This is a genomic window from Desulfoluna sp. CYM3A (assembly GCF_056829965.1).
On record NZ_CP186556.1, the window covers coordinates 111,017 to 132,615 of the forward strand.

Below are 21,599 nucleotides of genomic sequence, written 5' to 3' on the forward strand. Positions count from 1 at the left end.
GTGTGACTGTTTCCATATCGTACCCAGGCGGGCCGGGCGGTTAGAAGGTGAATTTTTTCTTATAACGCAGGGCACCGCCCTGGTCGAAACCGTAGAGAGTGACCTCTTTAAAGGGCAACGTTCCCGGATCTGTTCCAATGGTGAAGGTGTGGTTGGTGAAGTTGCGCATCTTGAACCCTTCCCCGCGGGCAGGATCTGACGGGACCCCCTTTTTCAGCTGGGGGCGGGGGGAGGATGCTGGCGTCTCCCCTTTGCCTGGCGGGACCACCAGAAAGAGGGTGCCTTTGATGCGCTTTTTTTCCGGGGTGTCGTTGGCGATCTTGAAGGTGATATTGAGAAAGGAGCCGTCCTCGGTCCTCTGGGCGTCCATGGCGTCCACCCGGATAAAGGGGGGCTCAGGGGGCGCCACAGGCTTTTTGGCCTTGGACGGCCCCTTGGCGGGTGTGGCCTCGGGGGCCTTTGCCTTGACGTTTTTTTCGGCCAGGGCCAGTCGGGCCATGAGCAGCTCCTGGTCGGCGGTCTGCCGGGCCAGGGTCGTGCTGAGGTTGCGTTCCCGCAGGATGCTTTCGGTCAGGGTGTTTCGGGTGTGGAGCCAGAGGCCCGTGATAACGGCAAGGGCAATGAGGAGCAGCCCCATGCATATCAGGGTGGCGGTGACCACCCGGCGGTAGTTGCCGGAGTGGACCATGCGTCCGTCGGTGCTGACAAAAAGGAGGCGCCACTGGCGGGTATGGCGGTAGGGGTTGGGAAGGGCGTAGCGGGCCAGCTCACCTTGCAGGTCTTTGGTGTAGTCGTCCGAGGGCAAAAGATCCTCCTTGAAAACCAGGCCGGGCAGGGGGCGTCTCCCTCCCGGGGCGTTACAGGGTCGTGCGGCCGGTGGACAGGCTGCGAATATCTCCGGTTAAAACAGGCGTCCTTGAACCGCGTATCCCAAGTGCCTGCAGGCGTCCTGGGAGACCTTTCGCCCGGAGGAGGTTCGGGCGAGAAATCCGATTTTCAGGAGGTAGGGCTCCACCACATCCACAAGGGTGTCGGTCTCCTCCTGAAGGGTGGCGGCAATGGCCTCGATGCCCACGGGGCCGCCGCGGTAGTAGTCGATGATGGTTTTCAAAAAGGCCCGGTCGAGGTTGGTGAGACCCAGACCGTCTACCCCTTCCAGGGCTAAAGCTTTCTCCACCACCTCGTCGGTAAGAACGCCGTCTGCCCTTACATCGGCATAATCCCGCACACGCTTTAGCAGACGGTTCAGGATTCGGGGGGTTCCCCGGGAACGCAGGGCCAGGGCCCGGGCCCCTTCGGGGGTCAGGGGGGTGTTGAGCAGGGCGGCGGATCGCCTGGCGATACGGATGAGGTCCTCGGTGTCGTAGAAGTCCAGGGTGCGGAACATGCCGAAGCGGTCCCGCAGGTGCTGAATCGATACGGGTGGTGGCGCCGATGAGGATAAAGCGGTTGAGCCGAAATCGATGGCTCCGGGCGTGGACCCCTTTGTCAAAGACGATGTCGATGGAAAAATCCTCCATGGCCGGATAGAGGAACTCCTCCACGGCCTTGGGGATCCGGTGGATCTCATCGATGAAGAGGATGTCCCCCTGCTTGAGGTTCGTGAGGAGCCCCACGAGGTCTCCTCCCTTTTCAAGGGCCGGTCCCGAGGTGATGGTGAGGTCTCCCCCCATTTCGTTGGCAATGATGTGGGCCAGGGTGGTCTTGCCGAGGCCCGGAGGGCCGTGGAAGAGCACGTGCTCGATGGGCTCTTCGCGTTTTTTGGCCGCTTCGATGGCGATCTCAAGGGTCTCCACGGTCTCCCGCTGCCCGACGTAGTCGGCAAAGGAGTCCGGCCTCAGGGAGAAGACGCTCTCTGGGTTGATGGGATTCCCGGAGACAAGGGGGGTGGTCCGTGGGGACGAACCGGAAGATGAAAAAGAGAAAAGATCATCGCTCATCGCGTGGGGGACACTCCTGGGTTGAGATGGCCGCGGCATGGCACAAACACGCCATGGCAGCGCACCTTCGGGTAAAGGGATGCTTGCATGAATTAAGGCCGACACACATGGGGATGATACCTTTTTCCAAAGGTGGAATCAACCGGGAAGCGTGCCGCCTCCGGGGTGAACGCATTTGGCCCCGGCAGGGCTGCCGGGGCCAAAAATCAAGATGCGTTACCCCTTGGGGGCGCGGTAGACTTCGTCCAGGAGTGACTCGGGGCTGTTGATCTCCGGGTTGCGCGTCATGGCGTCTGCCACCAGGGCCTTGGCATCGCTGCTCTTGTGGCCGAGCTGGTGGGTGAGGACGTCGATGACCTGGTCCACGAGGTCTGCCCTGGGCACCGGTTGAAGAGACTGCCTCCAGGGCGAACCGGGCGGTTTTCCCTTCCAGTGTGGCGATGATCTTCTGGGCCGTGCGCTTGCCGATGCCGGGAAGCTTCATGAGGCTTTTTAGGTCAGCGCCCTCGATGGCAGCGGCGATCTCCTCGATGGGAAGGCCCATGGCCTTCACCGCCTTCATGGGGCCGATGTCCTCCACGGAGATGAAGAGCTGGAAGAACTCTTTCTCCTCTTCGGTGTGGAACCCGATGAGGGTGGCCTTGGGCTGGCGCTCGGTCTGGTGGGTGTAGATGGAAAAGGAGAGCTCGTCTCCGGGCTCGCGTGAGGCGATGGAGGCCATCACCGAGGCGGGAAGCAGGATGTTGTAGCCGACGCCCCCCACGAGAAGGAGAATTTTCTCTTCTTCTTTCTTCAGGAGTCGTCCTTGCAGGTAACCGATCATAGGGGTGTTGTAGCCTCGCAAAAAGTTAAGGGGTGCGCTTTATGCTGATTTTTATCAGCGGCGAAGACGGTTGTGCCGGAAGAGGCCGATCATGGCCAGTGCCAGGGCATCGGAGGCGTGATCGGGCTTGATGGGCTCCGGGTGTTTCAGGAAGTCCCGGACAGATCGCTCCAGCTGGGCCTTGCTGGCGTTGCCGTTGCCCGAAAGAATTTTCTTTGCCTCACGCACCGGGACCTCGTTTACCGGAATACCCGCAGTGCACGCGGCCAGGAGGACGACTCCCACCACCTTGCCCAGCAGGATGCCGGATTTGGGGTAGCGTTCCAGGGAGAAGACGTCTTCCACCACCATGAGATCCGGGTGTTTGATGGCTATGGCTTCGCTGATCCGGCTGTGGATAAGGTGAAGCCGGGCTGCGGTGCTCATGTCCTTTGTGGTGCGGATGTGACCGAAGGAGTAGTCGGAGACGGTGAGGGCTGCGCCGCTGACCACGCCGATGCCCGTTTCGGCCAGGCCGGGGTCGATCCCCATGACTGTGACCATGCTTTAGGCGCCTTGTTGACGATGCCCCGCTTTGGTTTTGCGGGGCGGGAAAAAAGAACGGATGCTGCCGAACCTACTTCTCCAGTTTTTTTCGTGCGATGGAGGCTTCGGCGGTGTCGGGGTGTTTTCGTAAGAGTTCACCCAGGATCAGGTGGGCGTTTTCGGTTTCGCCCAGGGCTTCGAAGGCCAGGCCCTGTTTCAGGTAAGCCGCCGGGACCTTGTTGCCGTCCGGGTAGTTTTCAATGACCTTCTGGTACTCGAGGATGGCCTTCTGGAACCATTTTTCCCTGTAGTAGATCTCGCCGATCCAGAACTGGGCGTTGTCCGCGCTGTCCGAAGAGCTGTAGGTCTCCACCACGTCGGAGAATCCTTTTTTGGCGGTGTCCATGTCCCCGGCATCAAAGGCCTGCTTGGCCTTGAGGTAGGTGTTTTCGGCGGTGGCCTCGGTCTCCGGTGCCGGGGACTTGCCCTCCGTGGGCTCATAGCCCGTGAAGGCTTCGAGGCGTGCCAGTTTGGCGGCCAGGGCGTCAATGCCGGCCTGCATGGCCGTGAGGTTCTTTTCCGTATCGGCTCCCTGGGAGGTGGCCTGGCTGCTGTGGTGGAGGGCTGCCTCCATATCCCCGCGAATGGCCCGGAGCTCCTCTTCCAGTTGCTCAAGTTTGTTGGCCAGTCGTACGTTTTTGCTGGTCACAGACTCTTCCACGCCCTTGGAGAGGGATTGGCTTTGGCGCATCTCCTCTTCAAGGAGGGTGATACGTCCGTTCATGGCAACGTAATCCTTTTGAAGGGCGCAGCCGGAGAGACACAGGCCCGCCAGCAGGCAGGCGACGACCTTGGGCTTCATAGCAGGGTACTCCTGATACAGTCGTGGTTGGGCATGAAAACGAAAACGACCGAAGGGCGTCCGTGGACGCCCTTCGGTAACTTGGATAGACTAAGGTTGCTGCGGGCACAAGGCGCCGGAGAGCGAACCTATCGGATGACGAACTCGGCGCGCCGGTTCTTGGCCCAGGCGCTTTCGTTGGCGGCGGGGTCCATGGGACGCTCTTCGCCGTAGCTGACGGTGACCATGCGGTCGGCGTCTACGCCGAGGCTTTCAAGGAAGGCCTTGACGCGTGCCGCACGACGGTCGCCCAGGGCGAGGTTGTAGTCGGTGGTACCGCGGTCGTCGCAGTGTCCTTCGATGGTGATGCGGACGCCGGTGTTCTCTTTGAGCCACTCGGCCTTGGCTTCCAGGACGGCGATCTCGGAGTCCTGAACCGCAGAGCTGTCGTAGTTGAAGTAAACAGGGGTGTTTTCAAAGGCGGCACGGGCTTCGGCCCTGGCGGCAGCCTCTTTTTTCATCAGTTCTTCTTCGGCGATCATGGCAGCGTCATCAGCTGCGGCCGCGGCATCGGCGGCTTCCTGGTTCATGGTCTCCTGGGAAGCGGCCTCTGTTGTGGGGTCGGTTTCCACGGGTTTTTGGGAGCACGATACCGCCACCAGCATGGTGAGCAGCACGGTAATGAGCGCTAAGCTTCCTCTCCAGTTTTTTCCCATCATTCCTCCTCGTCAACAAATTTCATTGGGTTAAATTGGGAGACCACACCGGGGCGGTCTGTTCACCGGGCAGTGATACGAGTTGCCGTTGATCTGTGCCGTATGCGTTCATGACATAAATGGATGATCTGCCTCTCCTGTTCGAGGAGAAAACAATCAGGCTGCCATCAGGCGACCAGGACGGGGTCTCGTTGTCCCCGGAGTCGTAGGTGAGCTGCATGGGGCGTCCTCCGCGGGCATTGATGACATGAATGTCAAAATGGCCGTTTTTGGATCCGGCGTATGCAATCTGGTCACCTGTTGGGGACCAGGCTGGGCTCGTGTTGTACTTTCCGTCGAAGGTGAGGCGTTCAATGCGGCCGGAGGCCAGGTGTTTGACATAAATCTGGGGGGTGCCAGATCGCTTGGATACAAAGGCCATCCTGTCGCCAGAAGGGGAAAATACCGGAGATACGTCTATTCCCCACTTGCTCCACTTTCTTGTTAACCTTTTACGTATTTTACCCTTTTGGGTCAACAGATAAATCGCTTGATCCCCGTCAATTGTCAACGATGCCGCCATGGTTTTTCCCCCGGGGAGCCACGTCGGTGTGATGTTTGTTGTGCCCTCTGCCGTCACAAGATCGCGTCGGGATCCGGGCCAGGCTCCCTGGATGAAAATATCGGGTTTTTTATTGACATAGGAGGTGTAGGCCAGGGTTGATCCGTCCGGGGACCAGGAGGGGGTCAGGGTAATGGCGTTGTTCCTGGAAACCTGTACCGGGGCGTGGCCGTCGAAGGCGCAGGTCCAGATCTCCTTGATGCCGCTGGTTCCCGTGGAAACAAAGGCGATGCGGCTGCCGAAGAACCCGTGTTTCCCCGAGTAGGTCATCATGATCTTGTCGGCGAGCTTCAGGATCAGGGGGCGCAGGGTCTCCTCCGCTGCGCCGGCACCGCGGAAGCGGACCCCGAAGAGGCTCTTCTGGCGGTAGATGTCGAAAAGGTAAAAGTCGCCGATGACGGTCTGGGCGCTGACGGTGAGGCTGCCCGTCACAAGGAGCTCCGCACCGGAGGAGCGCCACCGGTCGAAGTGGATGTCCTGTTCGGTGATGCCGGTGCGGGCGGGCTCTTCAAGGAAGGCGTCACGGCTCACCATGCGGAAATACCCTGTAAAGGCAAGGGTGTCCTGGAGAAGGGCCACGGCCTCCTCGGCCAGGGCAACCTCCCGGTCCGTGTTGCCCGTGACCCGGAAAGCGGGGACGGCAACCGGGGTTTTGTTCTCAAAGGGGTTGGTGACCCTCAGGCGCACCCGCTCTTCGGCCTGGGCCGGGGCGGCTGCGACAAAAAGGAGCATCATAAGGAGAAGGGAACGTCCAAGGCTTCTGACTAATGTTTGCATGGCTACCTACAACAGTTCGCTGATGTCAAAGTCAATGACAAAAGGCATCTTTCGATCGGTGATCCCTGCCGGATAGGGGGGCAGGGGAGTGGACTTGTGCACGGCGCTTAAGGCCGAACGGTCAAAGCTGGCGTTGCCGGACCGCTGGGAAACCCAGACGTCCCGCACGGAGCCGTCGGGCATGACCGTGAAGATGATCTGGGTCTTGAGCTGGGAGTCTGTACCCACCATCTGGATCGGGTAAGCCCAGTTTTTCCGGATGATGACTTCAATGGTGCGATAGTAGCGCTCTTTCACGGAGATCTGGGCGGCGGTGGGCTGGCCGTCGCTGGTTCCCGATGAGGGCTGGGCCGGAGGGGCCTTGGTGTCGGCAACCTCCTGTTTCAGGCGGTTCATGCGCTCGGACAGTGGCTCGGGGTTGGATGTCTCCCGTGCCATCTTCTCCAGGGCGTTTTGCACCAGCTCGTCCGGGGTGATCACCTTGCGCTTGCGCTTAACCGACTTGTTCCCGGAGATGGTTTTGGTTACCGGGGTCTGGACCTTTTTCTCGCTTTTTTTACGGGAGGCCTTCTTGGACGGCGTGGTGGGCCGCTTGGCCTTGGCCGCAGGGGCTGCTGTCTGTTTGCTGGCCTTGGATACCTTGGCCGGTTTTTTTACGGGCTGGTCTGCATCAGGTCCACGTCTATGGAGCGCGGGGTCTTGTGGGGCTTGTACCCGCTGGTGGTAAAGACATGGGAGAGGGTGAACAGCAGGACGTGTCCGGTGAGCGAGAGGATCACGGCAAGGGTGAGGAGGCGGTTGTCATCACCGCCGGTGGGGTGCTGTCTGGGCGCAGAAGTCATGTGGGGCGTCTTCGTTCCGGACCTGTGCTGAGGATCATTACTTGGTTTCAAGGGGCTCCGTTACCATGCCTAATTTTCCGCGCCACCTTGATTTCGGCCATGGTCCGAACCACCGTGCCGTAACTGATGGACTTGTCGGCCCGCAGAAAGACGCGGGTCCCGGGCCGCTCCTTGAGAAGGGCGGTGAGCTTGGGCCGGAGCCTGTCCGAGTCCACGGGAAAATCGTTGATGAAGATCTCTCCGCCGCCCTTGATGGTGACGTAGAAGGGCTCGTCGTCGTCCCGGGCAAGGGAACCCGCCGCTGCCTCGGGCAGGGCGACGTCCACCCCCTGGGTCATCATGGGGGCCGCCACCATGAAGATGATGAGGAGCACCAGCATCACGTCCACAAAGGGGGTGACGTTGATCTCGCTCATCAGCTCGTTGTCGTTTCCGCCGGAGATCATTTTCCGTTTCCTTTGCGCAGGATATCCCGCTCCACGATGTTCAAGAAGTCCGAGGAGAAGTTGTTGAGCTCCACCTCGATGATCCGGATGCGCTGGGCAAAATAGTTGTAGGCGATGACCGAGGGAATGGCCACCATGAGGCCCACGGCCGTTGCAATGAGGGCTTCGGCGATGCCCGGGGCCACCACGGCGAGGTTGGCCGAGCCCTTGTAGGCGATGCCCTGGAAGGAGTTCATGATGCCCCAGACCGTTCCGAAGAGGCCGATGAAGGGGGCCGTACTGCCGGCGGTGGCCAGGAAGGGGGTGAGCTGCATGAGGCGGGTGACCTCCTGGGAGGTGGCCCTGCGCAGGGTGCGTCGGACGTTGTCCAGGCCGTTGCCGCCCATGACGATGCCCACCTCACTTGAGGCGCCGATGCCCGCGCTGGAGAGCTTTTTCAGCTCGCTGTAGGCGGTGCGAAACACCTTGCCGATGGAGCTGTAGCTGAGCTCTTTGGCCAGGGAGTAGGCGTCGGAGAGGTTTTTGCTCTTCCAGAAAGTCTCCACAAAGACAAGGGACTCCTTGTGGGCGCGCCGGATGGTTCGGAATTTAAGGATGATGATGGTCCAGGAGGTCACGGAAAAGAAGAGAAGCGTTAAGAGGACCAGTTTGACCATGGGGCCGGCCCCGCTGATCATCTGAAAAATACCTAAAGACTCGTTGGCCATGTGTGCCGTCTCCATGTTGGGCAAAAAAAAGGAGGTGTCAAGAACGTGCGAAACGACCGCCCGGCCGCTGTTTAGCCTACATATTAATACAAGCCGGGGCAGGGTGTCAAGGCTGGAGGTGGAGGGCCGTGGGGCGGATAAAGTCGGGCAACCCGTTGAAAGCATATAGAAACCCCCTTTTGCCCGTGGGGCAAAAGGGGGCGGATATCAGGGGCTCAGGAAGGCGCCGGGCGGCGCCTTCGCTGAAGCGGTCTTACATCATGCCGCCCATGCCGCCCATGCCACCCATGCCGCCCATGCCGGGAGCGCCGGCGGGCATTGCAGGCTCTTCCTTGGAAGGAAGATCAGCGATCATCGCTTCGGTGGTGAGCATGACGGAGGCTACGGAAGCAGCGTTCTGAAGGGCGAGACGAACCACCTTGGTGGGGTCGATAACGCCGGCTTCGAGGAGGTCTTCGTAAACGTCGGTGGCAGCGTTGTAACCAAAGGAACCTTCGCTGTTCTTGACCTTTTCCATAACGACGGAGCCTTCGACACCGGCGTTGTTGGCGATCATGCGGAGGGGCTCTTCGATGGCGCGCATCACGACCTTGACGCCGATCTTCTCTTCGGCTTTTACCTTCATCTTGGTGAGGGCGTCGATGCAACGAACCAGGGCCACGCCGCCGCCGGGGACGATGCCCTCTTCAACAGCAGCACGGGTGGCGTTGAGTGCATCTTCCACGCGGGCCTTCTTCTCTTTCATCTCGGTCTCGGTGGCTGCGCCGACGCTGATGACGGCAACACCGCCGATGAGCTTGGCCAGACGCTCCTGGAGCTTCTCACGGTCGTAGTCGCTGGTGGACTCTTCGGCCTGGGCGCGGATCATCTTCACGCGGGCTTCCAGGGCGGTACGGGAACCGGCGCCGTCCACGATGGTGGAGTTGTCTTTGTCGATGACAACGCTCTTGGCCTTGCCGAGGTCTTCCAGGGTGATGCTCTCAAGCTTGACGCCGAGGTCTTCGGAGATGACCTGGCCGCCGGTGAGAACAGCGATGTCTTCGAGCATGGCCTTGCGACGGTCGCCGAAGCCGGGGGCCTTGACGGCGGAGACGTTGAGGGTACCGCGGAGCTTGTTGACCACGAGGGTGGCCAGGGCTTCGCCGTCAACGTCTTCTGCGATGATGAGAAGGGGCTTGCCGGTCTTGGCAACCTGCTCAAGGATGGGCAGGAGGTCTTTCATGCTGGAGACCTTCTTCTCGCAGAGGAGGATGAAGGGGTCGTTGAGGGAGCAGACCATCTTCTCGGTTTCGGTGACGAAGTAGGGAGAGAGGTAGCCGCGGTCGAACTGCATGCCTTCCACAACGTCCAGGGTGGTGTCCATGGACTTGGCTTCCTCAACGGTGATGACGCCTTCTTTGCCGACCTTGCTCATGGCCTCGGCGATGATGTTGCCGATGGTGGCGTCGCTGTTGGCGGAGATGGTGCCGACCTGGGCGATCTCATTCTGATCCTTGGTGGGCTTGGAGATCTTGACGAGCTCTTTAACGGCTGTTTCGATGGCTTTGTCGATGCCGCGCTTGATGCTCATGGGGTTGTTACCGGCAACCACGAGGCGCTGGCCTTCTTCATAGATGGCTCGGGCGAGAACGGTGGCGGTGGTGGTGCCGTCGCCTGCGGTGTCGCTGGTCTTGGAGGAAACTTCCTTGACCATCTGGGCACCCATGTTTTCGAATTTGTCTTCCAGCTCGATCTCTTTGGCGACGGTGACGCCGTCTTTGGTAACCGTGGGGGAACCCCAGGATTTGTCGATGACAACGTTGCGGCCTTTGGGACCTAAGGTAACGACGACAGCGTCAGCAAGGGTCTTGACCCCGGTCAGCATTTTTTCGCGTGCTTTTGCATCGTAAATAATCTGTTTAGCCATGGTTCACCGAACCTCCGTGTATGTTGAAAATGTTGAGTTCAGGTCGTTAGAATATCTATTACAGTCAGGTCGTGGATTGCAACCGGGGCCTAAGCTTCGTCGACGACGCAGAGGATGTCGTCCTGGCCCATGATGAGGAAGTCGTTTCCGTCGAATTTTACTTCGCTTCCGGCGTACTTGCTGAAGAGAACACGGTCGCCGACTTTCAGTTCCATGGGGATGAGGCTGCCGTCTTCTTTGGTTTTACCCTGGCCTGCGGCCACGATACGCCCTTCTGCGGGCTTCTCTTTGGCGGTGTCGGGGATGATGATGCCGCCTTTGGTGGTGGTTTGCTCTTCCAGACGTTCTACCAATACTCGGTCCTGTAACGGTCTGATTTTCATGATTCCTGTTCTCCTTTGCGCTGTATCCACGTAAATGGTGTAAGATGTTTATCTGAAGAAGAAATGTCTGGTTAAATAAACACGATATATGCCACGACACCTTAGTAGATCCACAAAAAACAGCTGCCGCCCGGCTTGTTGAAGGCCGCGCCCCCATGGGGGCGGGTGCGTTGCGTTTTTACTGTGTGACGTCCTGCAGGTGCATCATGGTTGCGTCAGAGCCTGGGGGCCCAGGCGTGGCGCCTTGCTTGAAGCCCGGCCGGCCTAAGAGCCGCCGGATGTGCTGGAACCGCCTCCCGTACTGCTGTAGGAGTCAGCGTACCATCCCCCACCCTTTAAGTGGAAGGAACTGTGGGAGATCAGTTTGCGGAGTGGTCCGGAGCATTTTTTGCACCGGGTAAGGGGCGGATCGGTCATTTTCTGGACCGCCTCTTCCACTTCACCGCATTCGGTGCATTCATACTCATAAATCGGCATGGTGGTTACCTCCTCGTCGCTTCTAAGAATCAGATCTCAAAGGCCTTGACGCCTGGGACCTGTGCGTTTGAACGTCTGAAATATAATCAGGATAAAACGCTTGTCAAGAATCCCTTTTAAAAAAAATCCCCCGGGGTATGGGCCCAGATTTATTTGCTGCAATGCCGGATCGCCCAGTGTTGGGACATAATTTTTTCAATGCCGGGAAGGCTCGTCCTTGAAAGGATCTCCCGGGTCCGGTCATGGACCAGTTTCTCTTCGGGCTCCCGCTGGGCCGTGGGCGTGGTGAAACTCTGGAGAAAACGCCCGAAGCGGATGATGTGGACCAGCTCATGCACGAAGATATAGCAGAGGAAGGGGAAGATGGAGACGTCGGTGTTGGTCTCCACCTCTTTCAGGATGGCGTGATCCTGAAGGCAGATCATATACAGATCGAACTCCCGGGGGGCGCCCGCGTTGGGGGAAGGCACGCCCCGGTAGCGGATGACCTGGGCGAAGACATCCTGGTTCACACGCTCCTGGTCCGTTAAGTCTTTGCCGGTCTTGACGTCAAATCGGTTTCTAAGCCATTGGCTTTCCGAGATTTTGTAATGGTCGCTCACCAGCTCCTCGGAAACGGAGACAGCCCGATTGACCAGGGTGAGTTCGTCGCTGTTGAAAAGGTGTCGGTCCATGGTCTCCTGGAAAAACATGTGGACAAAGTGAGGGTAAAGGTGATAATTTCTTGTTTTGTGTAACGCCGTAGAGTGATGAAAAGGTAAGGAAGTTACATGCTTTCCCGGGTTTACCCAGGGTGAGTGCATGATGGAAGAGACGCTCTTTTCGTGTACCTGACCGTGCAGCGTTTATGTTTCGCTCGGTTTGATTCTTCGGCGGTTACCAAAACACACATTCAATGTGATTATGATTGCATAAAATATCTCTATGAACGGAGGTGGTCTGTTGGGTAGCGTGATTAAAAAAAGGCGCAAGAAGATGCGCAAGCACAAGCATAGAAAACTGTTGGCCCGTACTCGTCATCAGCGACGCAAGGGCAAATAGGGTTTCTATCCCGATTTTGTTTAAACAGAAAAAGCACCGGCGCTTGCGCTCAGGTGCTTTTTTTGTGTCCGAGGGCCGGGCAGGCGCCGGCCTGGTAAGCGCGATGTAAGTGCACGGCCCCGAAAGGGCCGTGCACTGAGCCTGCTCTGGAGATGATCCCCTAACGTCTCTCTTTCAGGTACTTGAGAAACTCGGAGTCCGTGGAGAGGACCAGGGTGCTCTCTTTGTTGAGGGCGGTCCCGTAGACCTCCAGGGATTTGGTGAAGGAGTAGAACTCCAGATATTTTCACCGTAGGCATCGGCATAGATACTGGTGACTTCCGCATCTGCCTTACCCTTAAGCGCTGACTCGATAGGCCTCGGACTCGATCTTCTTGAGTTCCTTTTCCATCTCGCCCCGGATCTTCTGGGCCTCGCCCCGGCCTTCCGACCGAAACTTCTCCACAATCTGGGTTCGCTCGGCGATCATGCGGTCGTAGACCGAATTTCGCACGTCGTCACGGTAGTTGAGTCGCTTGATCTTGACGTCCACCAGGTTGATGCCGAAGCCCTTGAGCTTCTCCCCGGCGTTTTCCATGATCTGGTGGGTGATGACGCTACGGCCCGCCTTGATGGTCTGGTTGGCTTCGTACTCCTCTCCGATCTCTCCCAGGACCAGGTCGTCCACGTTCTCCAGGCGGTTTGAGTTCCGCACCGTCTCGATGAGGTCGTAGGAGGCGATGGCGTTTTTCACCGCCGGGTCGATGATGTCCCCGATGCGGATAAGGCCGCCGCGGACGTCCCGACAGGTCTGGAAGAAGAGGACCGGGTCCACCACCTGCCAGCGGGCAAAGGTGTTGACCAGGATATAGGTCTTGTTGAGGGTGGGGATCTCACCGCTCTCCCCGTCCCACTGCTGCAGGTTTTTGGGGAAGGGGTTGACCTGGTCCACAAAGGGGAGCTTAAAGTGAAGCCCCGCGTCCGTGGTGGGTTCGCCGATGACTTTACCGAAGCGGGTGATGACCACCTGCTCGGTCTCGTCCACGGTGTAGGCGGACATGACCAGCACGGCCACGGCGGCAAAGACAAGGATCAGGGTCGGGCTGCCGATCTGGTTTTCATTTGGCCATCGCCTCCTTGCCCGGTCCCATGTTCAGCAGGGGAAGCAGGTTCTGCTGTTTTTCATCCACAATGTACTTCCGGCCGAGTTTGGGCAGGATCTCGCCCATTTTTTCCAGGTAGATGCGCCGGGTGGTGACATCTTTGGCCTTGGCGTACTCTTCATAGAGGGAGAGGAAGCGGGAGGCGTCACCCTTGGCGCGGTTGATGCGGTCCAGGGCATAGCCTTCGGCCGCCCGGATGGTGCGTTCGGCCTCGCCGCGGGCTGCGGGGATGGCTGTGTTGTAAGCTTCCCGCGCCTTGTAGATCATGGTTTCCTTCTCCTGCTGGGCCTTGTTGACCTCGTTGAAGGAGGGCTGGACCGGTCCCGGCACGTTGGTCTTTTTCATCTCGATGGTGGAGATGGTGATGCCGGTCTTGGCCTCGTTGAGTTCCCTCTGGAGCCTCTCCTTGGCCGCCATGGCGATTTCGTCACGCTTGATGATCACCTCGTTGATGGTGCGGTCCCCCACCACCAGGCGCATGGACGCTTCGGCCATGTCCCGCAGCAGGTTCTCGGGCTGATCCACCTCAAAGAGGTATTTCACCGGATCTTCAATGCGGTACTGCACCAGCCAGGGCACGAGGCCCACGTTGAGATCGCCGGTGAGCATGAGGGACACATCGTCCCTGGGCGTCACGCCGGGCCGACCGGAATACTGGTTTTCGGTGAAACCGAACTCCTCTTTCCGGATGATGTCGACGTTGACCTTGGTGAGTTTTTCGATGCCGATGGGCAGCTTCAGGTGAAGGCCGGGCAGGGTCTGGCGGGAGTACTGCCCGAACCGCTGAATAACGCCCACTTCACCGACACCGATGGTGTAGATCATGGATTTGCCGAAAAATAGAAGAAAAAGAACGATGAGGATCAGTCCGCCGGGGAGCCTGAAGTTTCTAAACTGATTCATCAGGTCATCCAACTGCGGGGGGTTGGGGCCGTCACCGCCCGATCCTCCGCCGCCACCGAAGGGTTTTTTCTGACTCTGTTGTTCTCTGAGTTTGTCCCAGTCCCAATTCATAGTGGTTCCTGTGGTTTGTGATTGCAGATTCGTGAAGGGTCTCATGCCGAAGGCACACTGTTAAAAATCTAATAAAATGCGTGAAAACTTTCAAGGATCAAAGTGGAAACTCGCATAAAGTTGCGAGAGGGACCACACCGGAGGTTGACAGGCAGGGGCAGGTATGTTGAATCTTCGAGCCATGAAACGACATGGAAAAAAAGACGGGGCCACCCATGTGGGGGATCTCCTGTCACAACAGTTGGGCTCTTTGACCCAGCGTGCGGACCTTGAACTGCTCTCCCTCTGGAAGACCTGGACCGAGGCCGTGGGTGAAGAGGTGGCGCGCCACACACGCCCCAAGGCGTTCAAAGGGACCCTTTTGCTTGTCACCGTGGACAGCTCTGTGGCCAGGAGTATGTCCATGATGAAAGACGAGATCGTGGCCAGGATCAACGCACAGCTCGGGGAGGACACCCTTCGGGAGATCCGTTTTTCCATCGGCCACGTGGCGGAGGATGAGCGTGGGTGACACCGAGCTCACCGCAGACACCCTCTTTGACGGCGAGCTGGTCCTCTATCAGGAGAAGAGGGGGTATCGGTTCTCCATGGACTCGGTGCTGCTGGCCCATTTTGCCGGGGCCGGAGACGCGGAATCCCTCCTGGACCTGGGGTGCGGCTGCGGGGTGATGCCCCTGGTCCTGGCGTGTCGGTACCCCGGCCTGAAACAGGTGGTGGGGGTGGAGCTCCAGGCCTCCCTTGCCCGCCTTGCCCGGCGAAACGTTCTGGAAAACAATGTGTCCCACCGGGCCTTTATCCACCATGCCGACATGCGCCGGTGCCAGGGGCCTTACCCCGGCGGCCCCTTTGACCTGGTGATCAGCAATCCGCCCTACACCCCCTTGGGCTGTGGCCGTCTGAACCCCCGGGACCAGAAAGCCATCGCCCGTCATGAAGTAAGCCTCTCCCTTCCCCAGCTTCTGGATGCCGCCCTTGCCAACCTCGGCACCCTGCAGATTACTTCACCTGGTCTATCCGGCGGAGCGGTGCGAGGAGGTGCTGGCTGTTGCACACCAGAAAACGCTCTATCCCCTGCGGCTCCGCATGGTCCGTTCCCATGCCGGTGCGCCCCCCAAACGCCTGCTTCTCTCCCTTGGCAGGCTTCCCGGATCCTTCCAACCCTAGGCTCCCCTAATTTGAGGTCCATCAATACGATGGCACCCTGACGGATGAGGTTGATAAAATGTTTAAAAAATAGGATGGTTGATGGCGACGGGTCGTCGCTTCGACCCCTGCGGCCCTGAAGGGGCCAGCCTGTTGCCTGGTTGACAAAAGGCGTTATCCGCATGGATTTTTCGGCCCTGGCTCCAGGGTGGCTGTGAGTCGGGGAAAACGGGCATGTGCACTCAGCGTTCTAAGGAGATGGGGATGAAACGGTTGTTGACGGTTTTTTTCGTGTTGCTGGCAAGCGCGGCAGGGTGGGCCTCGGATGAGGTGACGGTACCGGAACCCCTGGCACCCTGGCAGGGGTGGGTCATGGACGGTGAGGCGCAGGTGGCCTGCCCCGGACTCAACGGGGAGAGCGACCGCGTTTTATGCCTCTGGCCGGGAACCCTTCACCTGGTGGCGGATCAGGCGCAGGGACGCTTCCGTCAGGAGGTGACCCTTTTTGCCGACGGGTTTGTGGGCCTTCCCGGGGACACCACCCTGAGGCCCCACACGGTGACGGGCGACGGCGCCCCCATCCCCGTGACCCTGGCTGACGGCAGGCCCCGGGTCTACCTTGGGGCCGGGACCCACAGCCTTTCGGGCCGGTTCAGCTGGACCCGCCGTCCCCACGCCATCTCCGTGCCCCCCGCCACTGCCTCCGTTGCCCTGACCGTGGACGGCGGTGTGGTGGAAGCCCCCTACCTTGACGGCGACCATCGCCTCTGGATGAACCGCCCACGGCAGACGCCCAGGGAGAACGACCAGCTCTCCGTGGAAGCGGCGCGGCTCTTTGCCGACGTCCTGCCCGCAACCGTCACCACACGCCTTACCCTTTCGGTCTCAGGGGGCAAGCGCCGGGAGACCCTGGAGGGGATTCTCCTGGCCGACACCTCGCCGGTCTCCCTGTCCAGTGACCTGCCTGCCCGCATGGGGGAGGACGGAAGCCTTGAAGTGGACGTGAAACCGGGAAAATGGACGGTGACCGTCACCGCGGTGTACGACGATATCCTTTCCACCCTTGCTCCCTTTGCAGCCCCTTTTGGCCCGGAGGTCTGGGTGTTCAGGCGCTCATCCTCCATGCGGCTGGTCTCCCTGGAGGGTTTGAAACAGGTGGATCCCCACATGACCCGCCTGCCCGAGGCCTGGAAACGCTTTCCCGCGTACCTGGCGAAAAAGGACGATGTCCTTGGCGTCACCGAGGTGAGGCGGGGCCAGGGGAAGGGCGCATCCCGCCTCACCCTGGACCGGGAGGTGTGGCTCGATTTTGACGGGGGCGGGGCCACGGTGAGGGACCGGATCTCCGGTGAGCTCAATGCCCGGCGTTTTGTCTCTCTTCCGGACGGGCCCTTTCAGCCCGGCCGCATCCGCCTGGACGGGCGGGACCGCATGGTGGCCGACTCCGGTCGGGACCGGTTCGGGGTGGAGGTGCAGAAAGGGGCCGTTGCCCTTGATGCCGTCTCCCGCATGGACCGGGACACCTCCCCCATGGCCCTGCCCGTGGGGTGGAACCTTGCCTTTGACCGGGCCTCCATGGTGGTTCATCTGCCTGTGGGCTGGGGGATTCTGGCCGTTGCCGGGGCCGCCGTGGAGTCGGGGCGTGTGTTTCTGGATGCCTGGTCCCTCCTTGATTTTTTTCTGATTCTCGTGGTGGGGGTGGCTGCCTTTAAGCTCTGGGGACCGATTTGGGGATGCCTCTTTGTTCCCGGCCTGGCCCTTGTGTGGCAGGAGCCCTTTTCACCGGGCCTTCTCTGGCCGGCGGTGCTGATCACCACCGCCCTGATGCGTCTGGCCGTCCAGGGCGACGGACGGCTTGCCGGCCTGTGGGGCCGGGGGGTAAGGGGGCTTCACGGAGCCGTCCTCGTCTCTCTTGTTGCCGTCTCCCTTGTGTTTGCATCCCAGCAGCTTCGTCAGGCCCTGTACCCCCAGCTGGAGCTGCGGCATGGGGGGGCGTACCGTGGGGCCGGAATGGAAACGGACGGGGCTGCCCGGCCCATGGAATCTGCCATGGAGTCCATGATGCAGATGGATGAGGTCGTGTCCCGTTCCAGCCTTGCCAAAACAGAGAAAAGGGCTCGCCCGCGGATGGTCCTTCCCCCGGATGAGGGAGAGACCCAGACCGGGCCTGCTCTGCCATCCTGGCGCTGGATGCGTGTGGCCGCAGTGACGGGCCCGGCCGCCGAATCCCACAGCGTGACCCTGCACCTTGTGCCACCGAGCCTTCGGCGCGGTCTCCATGTGGTTCGGGTGGCTGTGCTGCTTCTCCTTTTGTTGCGGGTGGCCCCGGTGCCCCCCGGCGGTTTTTTCCGGCGGCAGGGGGCCCAGGCCCTGTTGCTGCTGGGTGTCTGTCTCTGCCTGCTTCCGCGGGGAGCTTCTGCCGACGCCTTTCCCCCTGCACCTCTCCTTGATGAACTTCGCTCCCGGCTCACAGAACCACCTCCCTGCGCTCCCTTCTGTGCTGCCCTGTCCCGGGCCGAGCTGGCCCTGCCGCAGAAAGAGTCGGACCCGGCGCGCCTGGTGCTTCAGGTGGATGCCCAGGCCCACGTGGCTGTTCCCCTTCCGTCCGGGGACGGCAGCTGGCGCATCGCCTCGGTGGCCGATAAGCGAGGAAGAAAACGTGAGCTTCTGAAGGTGGACGGGGAGACCTGGGTGCGAGTGATCCCCGGGATCCATACCGTGGTCCTGAATGCCGAGGGCGGCGGAGGCGAGTGGACCTTCCGGTTCCCCCTTGCGCCGGGGACGGTGCGGGTGGAGGGGACCAATGGCTGGCAGGTCTCCGGGCTCACCGACACCCTCCAGGTGGACGGGGTGATCCGGGCCACCCGCATGGCCGCAGATGGGGACACGGGCAAGCCTCTTACCGGCAAAGGGCGGCTGTTCAGCTGGTTCCGCGTGCAGCGTCGCATGGAATTCGGCCTGGAGTGGCGGGTGGTGACCACCGTTACCCGCAACGGAGGGGATCTCTCCGGTCCGCCGGTGGTGATGTCCCTGGACCTTTTGGCAGGGGAGGAGATCCGAACCGACCTCAAAGGTGTCAATCGCACCGGGGACTCCGTGTCCGTGACCTTTCCCTCCGGGGTGACGAGGAGGCGATGGGAGAGCGTGCTTCCCCCGGGCACGCCCCTTGCCCTCAAGGCCCCGGACAGCGGGCGCGTGGTGGAGGCCTGGACCCTTCACCTGGATCCCATCTGGCACCTGGCCTGGAAGGGCATCGCCCCCACAGGGGGCACGGACCGAAAAGGCATGGTGTGGCTGCCCAGGCGGGGAGAGACCGTGAACCTTTCCGTGTCGCGCTTTGCCGGTGCCGTGGGACGCACCCTCACCGTGGACCGGGCCCGTGTTACCCTTCGGCCCGGCAGGGGGGAGACCCGCATGGAACTCGAAGCGGGCATTCGCGCCTCCAAGGGGGCGGAGGTGGCGGTGACGAGCCGGTTCAACCCCAACGTCAAGGAGGTGACCGTCTCAGGAGAGCCGGTGCCCGTTCCTGAGGAGGGCGGGGCCCTTACCGTACCCGTGGACCCGGGAGAATCCGAGGTCCGGGTCTCCTGGCGAGCCTCCGATACAAAAGGCTTTTCCCTGTTCAGTCTGCTGGTACCCCGCAAAACTGCCATGCCCGATCTCTCCCTGGGCCGCAGCACCTCAAACATCGACCTGGTCATGCACCTGTCAAGGGATCGATGGATCCTCTGGACCCAAGGGCCCGTGCTGGGCCCTGCCGTGCTGATGTGGAGCATCGTGGCCCTGGTGGTCCTGGCTGGGGCCCTGTTGGGGCGGGTCCCCTTTTCGCCCCTGTCCGGTACCGAGTGGGCCCTTCTGGGGCTGGGGCTTGTGACCCGCAGCCTGCCCGCCGTGGTGATGGCCGCCGGGTGGTTTTTCGCCCTGGAGGTCAGGCGGCGCAAACGGCCTTCCAAGCGCCTGGTGTTTAACGGCATGCAGCTGGGGCTTGTGGCCTGGGGCGTGTTGGTGGTGCTGGTCCTCTTTGAGGCGGTGAGAGCGGGGCTCCTGGGGATCCCGGACATGCAGGTGTCCGGCAACGGCTCCACCGCCATCCTGCTGCGCTGGACCGTGAGTGGTACTGGGTGGCCGTGCAGGTTCCCGAACCGGCCGTCTGGACCCTGCCGGTGTGGAGCTTTCGACTGGTGATGCTTGCATGGTCTCTCTGGCTGGCCCTGAAGGTGGTGGGATGGGGCCGGTGGGCCGCAGGCTCCCTGGGGGAAGGCGGGTTTTGGATGAGCAGGCCCGAAAAAAAGAAAGATCCGGAAGCGCCCGCTGCCGATGCGGAACATCCCGAGTCGTAACGCCAAGGCTTCTATGGCCAGTGCTGGCCTCAAAGGCAAGCCCCGGCGGCCCTGCCGCAGGGGCAACGCATTTAAACATTCAGTTGCCTCCGGCGGGTCGCTTTTTGGAAAAAGCTCCGCAAAAATTTTCCGGTAATAAAATTAAAGAAGAGGGGGCTATGCCCTGTAGGGACGCACCCTCAAAAAACAAGACCTGTTTGTCAAACTTTTCGAAAGTCCCCGAATCCTTCCGGTTAAAGTCAAGCGAATGCCCCGAAATCGTTTGCAGGATGTCTGCTCCCATGCATTCGCCACAGGGTTTCCAGGTGCCCCCACCTGGCCGCCGGAGGCTGGTTTTTTCACCTGCTTTAACCATGGAAGGCCTCTGTTTGTTTGATCGGGATACAAAAAAAAGCCCCCTTCGATCTGACTCGAAGGGGGCTTTTTTTTGAAATCTGAAGACACGGGGTGTTCAGCGGTGGTCGTTGATCCTGTCCCGAAGAACCGATGAGCATTTGAAGGTGACGACCTTTCTCTTTTCCAGCATCATGTCGTCTCCCGTGGCCGGGTTGCGCCCTTTTCGTGCGCCTTTTTCTTTGACGCAGAACTTTCCGAACCCGCTGACCAGGACGTCTTCTCCTGACCCGATGGTGTCTTTGATGATTTCAATCAGGGTCTCCACAAGATCACTGCTGCGTTTCCTCGAATACCCTATGCTTTCCTGAACTTGATCCACAATGTTCGTCTTCGTAAGTGCCATTGTCGGTGCTCCCGCAAGATATTTCCAAAACTTGATGTTCCAAGGGTTGCGTGCAAAACAGTTATTCTTTATATGGGTAATTTTAATGAAAATCAAGAGTGTTACGGTGGGGAAGCACGTTTTTTTTACTGAAGGGCACGTCAGCATGCTTACCAATTCCCGCTGACTTCACCTGACAATGGGCCGCGAGGATCTATCATGGTTACCACGGGTTCCCGTGGGAGGATCGGTAAATCCGGCGCATCTCCTCAATGACTCCATGGTCGGGAGCGTAAGGGAGGTGAGGGCTTCCCGGGGTGGGAAGGGAAAACCTGGCTCCCTCGGGGAGTGCGTCCCTGCGCATGCGGCAGGCTTCCATCAGGAGGGGCTCCATGTTGACGGTGTCCGCTACGTTGTAGGCCAGAAGGGTCTCCAGGTAGCGCCGCTCCCCGGTCCGTTTGTAACGGTCCCACATCACCACGGCAGAAGATCCGTCCACACCGGCCAGGTCCGTGCGACCCATGCCGAGGGTCTCTTCGCAGCGCTTGAGGCCGCCTTTGATGCCCAGGCTCCCCAGGACGTAGCGCAGGTCGATGTGGGCCATCTCCATGGGAATCCCTAAAACGCGTCGGATGACGGGGATGTCAAAGCATTTTCCGTTGTAGGTCACCACGGTGGTGAAGGGGGACACAGCCTCCCCGAAGTCGGCAAGGTTCTCTCCGTTGACGTAGGTCCGTACGGTGTTGCCGTCGTAGAGGGCGATGGTGGTGATATCACACCAGGGACCGTCCCCCGTGGTTTCGATGTCAAGGTAGCAGGTGGTCTCTTGAAAGCCCGGAAAGAGTCGCCAGGCCTCCCCGGCGGGCATGAGCCCCTCGAAGTGGAGGAGGTCGCCCTCTTCATAGCGGCGGCGGGAGGTGCGGATGCCCGGAAGCACGGTGCCGGGCATGGGAAGTTTTTCCCCCCGTTCATGGGCCTCCTCGTAGAGAGACCAGGTGGTGATTCCCCGGTGCCAGAGCTTCTCTTCGGTGGCTTTGCCCACCCCCTGCATGTGGATGAAACTGTGTTGAATCACGGAAATTCCTTTAATATGTTGACAATGATCTTGCCGGGTTATTATGTTTCCTGTGCCATGACGGCGGGCAGCTTGCCATGCCCTTGCCGGACGCTTTCCGGTGGTTGCGGCTATGCCGTTTCACTCCGAAAGGAGCCGACCG

General features: G+C 60.2%; 24 protein-coding genes and 1 pseudogene. 5 read left to right on the forward strand and 20 right to left on the reverse strand.

The window, feature by feature from the left end; translation table 11 throughout:
* Positions 1–40: 40 nt before the first annotated feature.
* The 15 genes and pseudogenes from ACOYW1_RS00645 to ACOYW1_RS00715 all read right to left on the reverse strand — a co-directional run bounded on the left by ACOYW1_RS00645 (position 41) and on the right by ACOYW1_RS00715 (position 11,658).
* A complete protein-coding gene (locus ACOYW1_RS00645; RefSeq protein WP_482421272.1) occupies positions 41–805 on the reverse strand; it encodes a hypothetical protein in 765 nt (254 codons plus the stop codon).
* 96 nt (positions 806–901) lie between these two features.
* Positions 902–1,940, reverse strand: a pseudogene (ruvB, locus tag ACOYW1_RS00650) (Holliday junction branch migration DNA helicase RuvB).
* Complete coding sequence (gene ruvA, locus ACOYW1_RS00655; protein ID WP_482421273.1) at positions 1,930–2,763, reverse strand: Holliday junction branch migration protein RuvA; 834 nt, start codon at positions 2,761–2,763, stop codon at positions 1,930–1,932. Before ruvA ends, ruvB begins: the two are co-directional and overlap by 11 nt.
* A 54-nt stretch (positions 2,764–2,817) precedes the next feature.
* Positions 2,818–3,306, reverse strand: coding sequence for a crossover junction endodeoxyribonuclease RuvC (locus ACOYW1_RS00660; protein ID WP_482414773.1), 489 nt, complete (start codon positions 3,304–3,306; stop codon positions 2,818–2,820).
* A 73-nt stretch (positions 3,307–3,379) separates the two neighbouring features.
* The gene (gene ybgF, locus ACOYW1_RS00665) at positions 3,380–4,150 is read right to left on the reverse strand and encodes a tol-pal system protein YbgF (RefSeq protein ID WP_482421274.1); all 771 of its coding nucleotides are present in this window, start codon (positions 4,148–4,150) and stop codon (positions 3,380–3,382) included.
* 128 nt (positions 4,151–4,278) lie between these two features.
* Positions 4,279–4,848, reverse strand: a complete 570-nt coding sequence (gene pal, locus ACOYW1_RS00670) for a peptidoglycan-associated lipoprotein Pal (RefSeq protein ID WP_246317695.1) — start codon at positions 4,846–4,848, stop codon at positions 4,279–4,281.
* A 19-nt stretch (positions 4,849–4,867) separates the two neighbouring features.
* Positions 4,868–6,223, reverse strand: a complete 1,356-nt coding sequence (gene tolB / locus ACOYW1_RS00675) for a Tol-Pal system beta propeller repeat protein TolB (RefSeq protein ID WP_482414776.1) — start codon at positions 6,221–6,223, stop codon at positions 4,868–4,870.
* 6 nt (positions 6,224–6,229) lie between these two features.
* On the reverse strand, positions 6,230–6,703 hold the full coding sequence (locus tag ACOYW1_RS00680) for an energy transducer TonB (protein WP_482421275.1): 474 nt from the start codon (positions 6,701–6,703) through the stop codon (positions 6,230–6,232).
* A 173-nt stretch (positions 6,704–6,876) separates the two neighbouring features.
* Positions 6,877–7,065, reverse strand: coding sequence for a hypothetical protein (locus ACOYW1_RS00685; protein WP_482421276.1), 189 nt, complete (start codon positions 7,063–7,065; stop codon positions 6,877–6,879).
* A gap of 47 nt (positions 7,066–7,112) precedes the next feature.
* A complete protein-coding gene (locus tag ACOYW1_RS00690; protein WP_482421277.1) occupies positions 7,113–7,511 on the reverse strand; it encodes an ExbD/TolR family protein in 399 nt (132 codons plus the stop codon).
* Entirely contained in the window at positions 7,508–8,218 is a 711-nt protein-coding gene (tolQ, locus tag ACOYW1_RS00695) for a protein TolQ (RefSeq protein WP_180137114.1), read from the reverse strand. The genes ACOYW1_RS00690 and tolQ overlap by 4 nt, the downstream gene beginning before the upstream one ends.
* A gap of 253 nt (positions 8,219–8,471) precedes the next feature.
* Entirely contained in the window at positions 8,472–10,124 is a 1,653-nt protein-coding gene (gene groL, locus ACOYW1_RS00700) for a chaperonin GroEL (RefSeq protein WP_482414778.1), read from the reverse strand.
* Positions 10,125–10,213: 89 nt separating this feature from the next.
* Entirely contained in the window at positions 10,214–10,507 is a 294-nt protein-coding gene (groES, locus tag ACOYW1_RS00705) for a co-chaperone GroES (protein WP_092207912.1), read from the reverse strand.
* A 264-nt stretch (positions 10,508–10,771) separates the two neighbouring features.
* Complete coding sequence (locus ACOYW1_RS00710; protein ID WP_180137112.1) at positions 10,772–10,984, reverse strand: FmdB family zinc ribbon protein; 213 nt, start codon at positions 10,982–10,984, stop codon at positions 10,772–10,774.
* A 149-nt stretch (positions 10,985–11,133) separates the two neighbouring features.
* Positions 11,134–11,658, reverse strand: coding sequence for a hypothetical protein (locus ACOYW1_RS00715; protein ID WP_482414779.1), 525 nt, complete (start codon positions 11,656–11,658; stop codon positions 11,134–11,136).
* A 268-nt stretch (positions 11,659–11,926) separates the two neighbouring features.
* Here ACOYW1_RS00715 and ACOYW1_RS00720 point away from each other — a divergent pair, with 268 nt between their 5' ends.
* Positions 11,927–12,025, forward strand: coding sequence for a 30S ribosomal protein bS22 (locus ACOYW1_RS00720; RefSeq protein WP_073474648.1), 99 nt, complete (start codon positions 11,927–11,929; stop codon positions 12,023–12,025).
* A gap of 337 nt (positions 12,026–12,362) precedes the next feature.
* Here the strand turns inward: ACOYW1_RS00720 and hflC are convergent, their stop codons facing one another.
* Positions 12,363–13,115, reverse strand: coding sequence for a protease modulator HflC (hflC, locus tag ACOYW1_RS00725; protein ID WP_482423629.1), 753 nt, complete (start codon positions 13,113–13,115; stop codon positions 12,363–12,365).
* Positions 13,116–13,122: 7 nt separating this feature from the next.
* The gene (gene hflK / locus ACOYW1_RS00730; RefSeq protein WP_482414781.1) at positions 13,123–14,070 is read right to left on the reverse strand and encodes an FtsH protease activity modulator HflK; all 948 of its coding nucleotides are present in this window, start codon (positions 14,068–14,070) and stop codon (positions 13,123–13,125) included.
* Between the two features lie 274 nt (positions 14,071–14,344).
* On the opposite strand from hflK, the gene ACOYW1_RS00735 reads away from it, so the two are divergent.
* The 4 genes from ACOYW1_RS00735 to ACOYW1_RS00750 all read left to right on the forward strand — a co-directional run bounded on the left by ACOYW1_RS00735 (position 14,345) and on the right by ACOYW1_RS00750 (position 19,664).
* Positions 14,345–14,692, forward strand: coding sequence for a DciA family protein (locus ACOYW1_RS00735; RefSeq protein ID WP_482421278.1), 348 nt, complete (start codon positions 14,345–14,347; stop codon positions 14,690–14,692).
* On the forward strand, positions 14,685–15,386 hold the full coding sequence (locus ACOYW1_RS00740) for a tRNA1(Val) (adenine(37)-N6)-methyltransferase (protein ID WP_482421279.1): 702 nt from the start codon (positions 14,685–14,687) through the stop codon (positions 15,384–15,386). Before ACOYW1_RS00735 ends, ACOYW1_RS00740 begins: the two co-directional genes overlap by 8 nt.
* A gap of 202 nt (positions 15,387–15,588) precedes the next feature.
* Positions 15,589–19,509, forward strand: coding sequence for a hypothetical protein (locus ACOYW1_RS00745; RefSeq protein ID WP_482421280.1), 3,921 nt, complete (start codon positions 15,589–15,591; stop codon positions 19,507–19,509).
* Positions 19,509–19,664, forward strand: a complete 156-nt coding sequence (locus ACOYW1_RS00750; protein ID WP_482421281.1) for a hypothetical protein — start codon at positions 19,509–19,511, stop codon at positions 19,662–19,664. Before ACOYW1_RS00745 ends, ACOYW1_RS00750 begins: the two co-directional genes overlap by 1 nt.
* A 79-nt stretch (positions 19,665–19,743) precedes the next feature.
* Here the strand turns inward: ACOYW1_RS00750 and ACOYW1_RS00755 are convergent, their stop codons facing one another.
* From ACOYW1_RS00755 to ACOYW1_RS00765, 3 genes are all read right to left on the reverse strand, one after another.
* Positions 19,744–19,947 carry a hypothetical protein gene (locus tag ACOYW1_RS00755; protein ID WP_482421282.1) on the reverse strand — a complete coding sequence of 68 codons (204 nt, stop codon included), beginning with the start codon at positions 19,945–19,947 and terminating at the stop codon, positions 19,744–19,746.
* Between the two features lie 168 nt (positions 19,948–20,115).
* Positions 20,116–20,550: an integration host factor subunit alpha gene (locus ACOYW1_RS00760; RefSeq protein ID WP_482421283.1), complete on the reverse strand. Its 435-nt coding sequence runs from the start codon at positions 20,548–20,550 to the stop codon at positions 20,116–20,118.
* Between the two features lie 55 nt (positions 20,551–20,605).
* A complete protein-coding gene (locus tag ACOYW1_RS00765; protein ID WP_482414785.1) occupies positions 20,606–21,457 on the reverse strand; it encodes a ribonuclease H-like domain-containing protein in 852 nt (283 codons plus the stop codon).
* Positions 21,458–21,599: the final 142 nt, after the last annotated feature.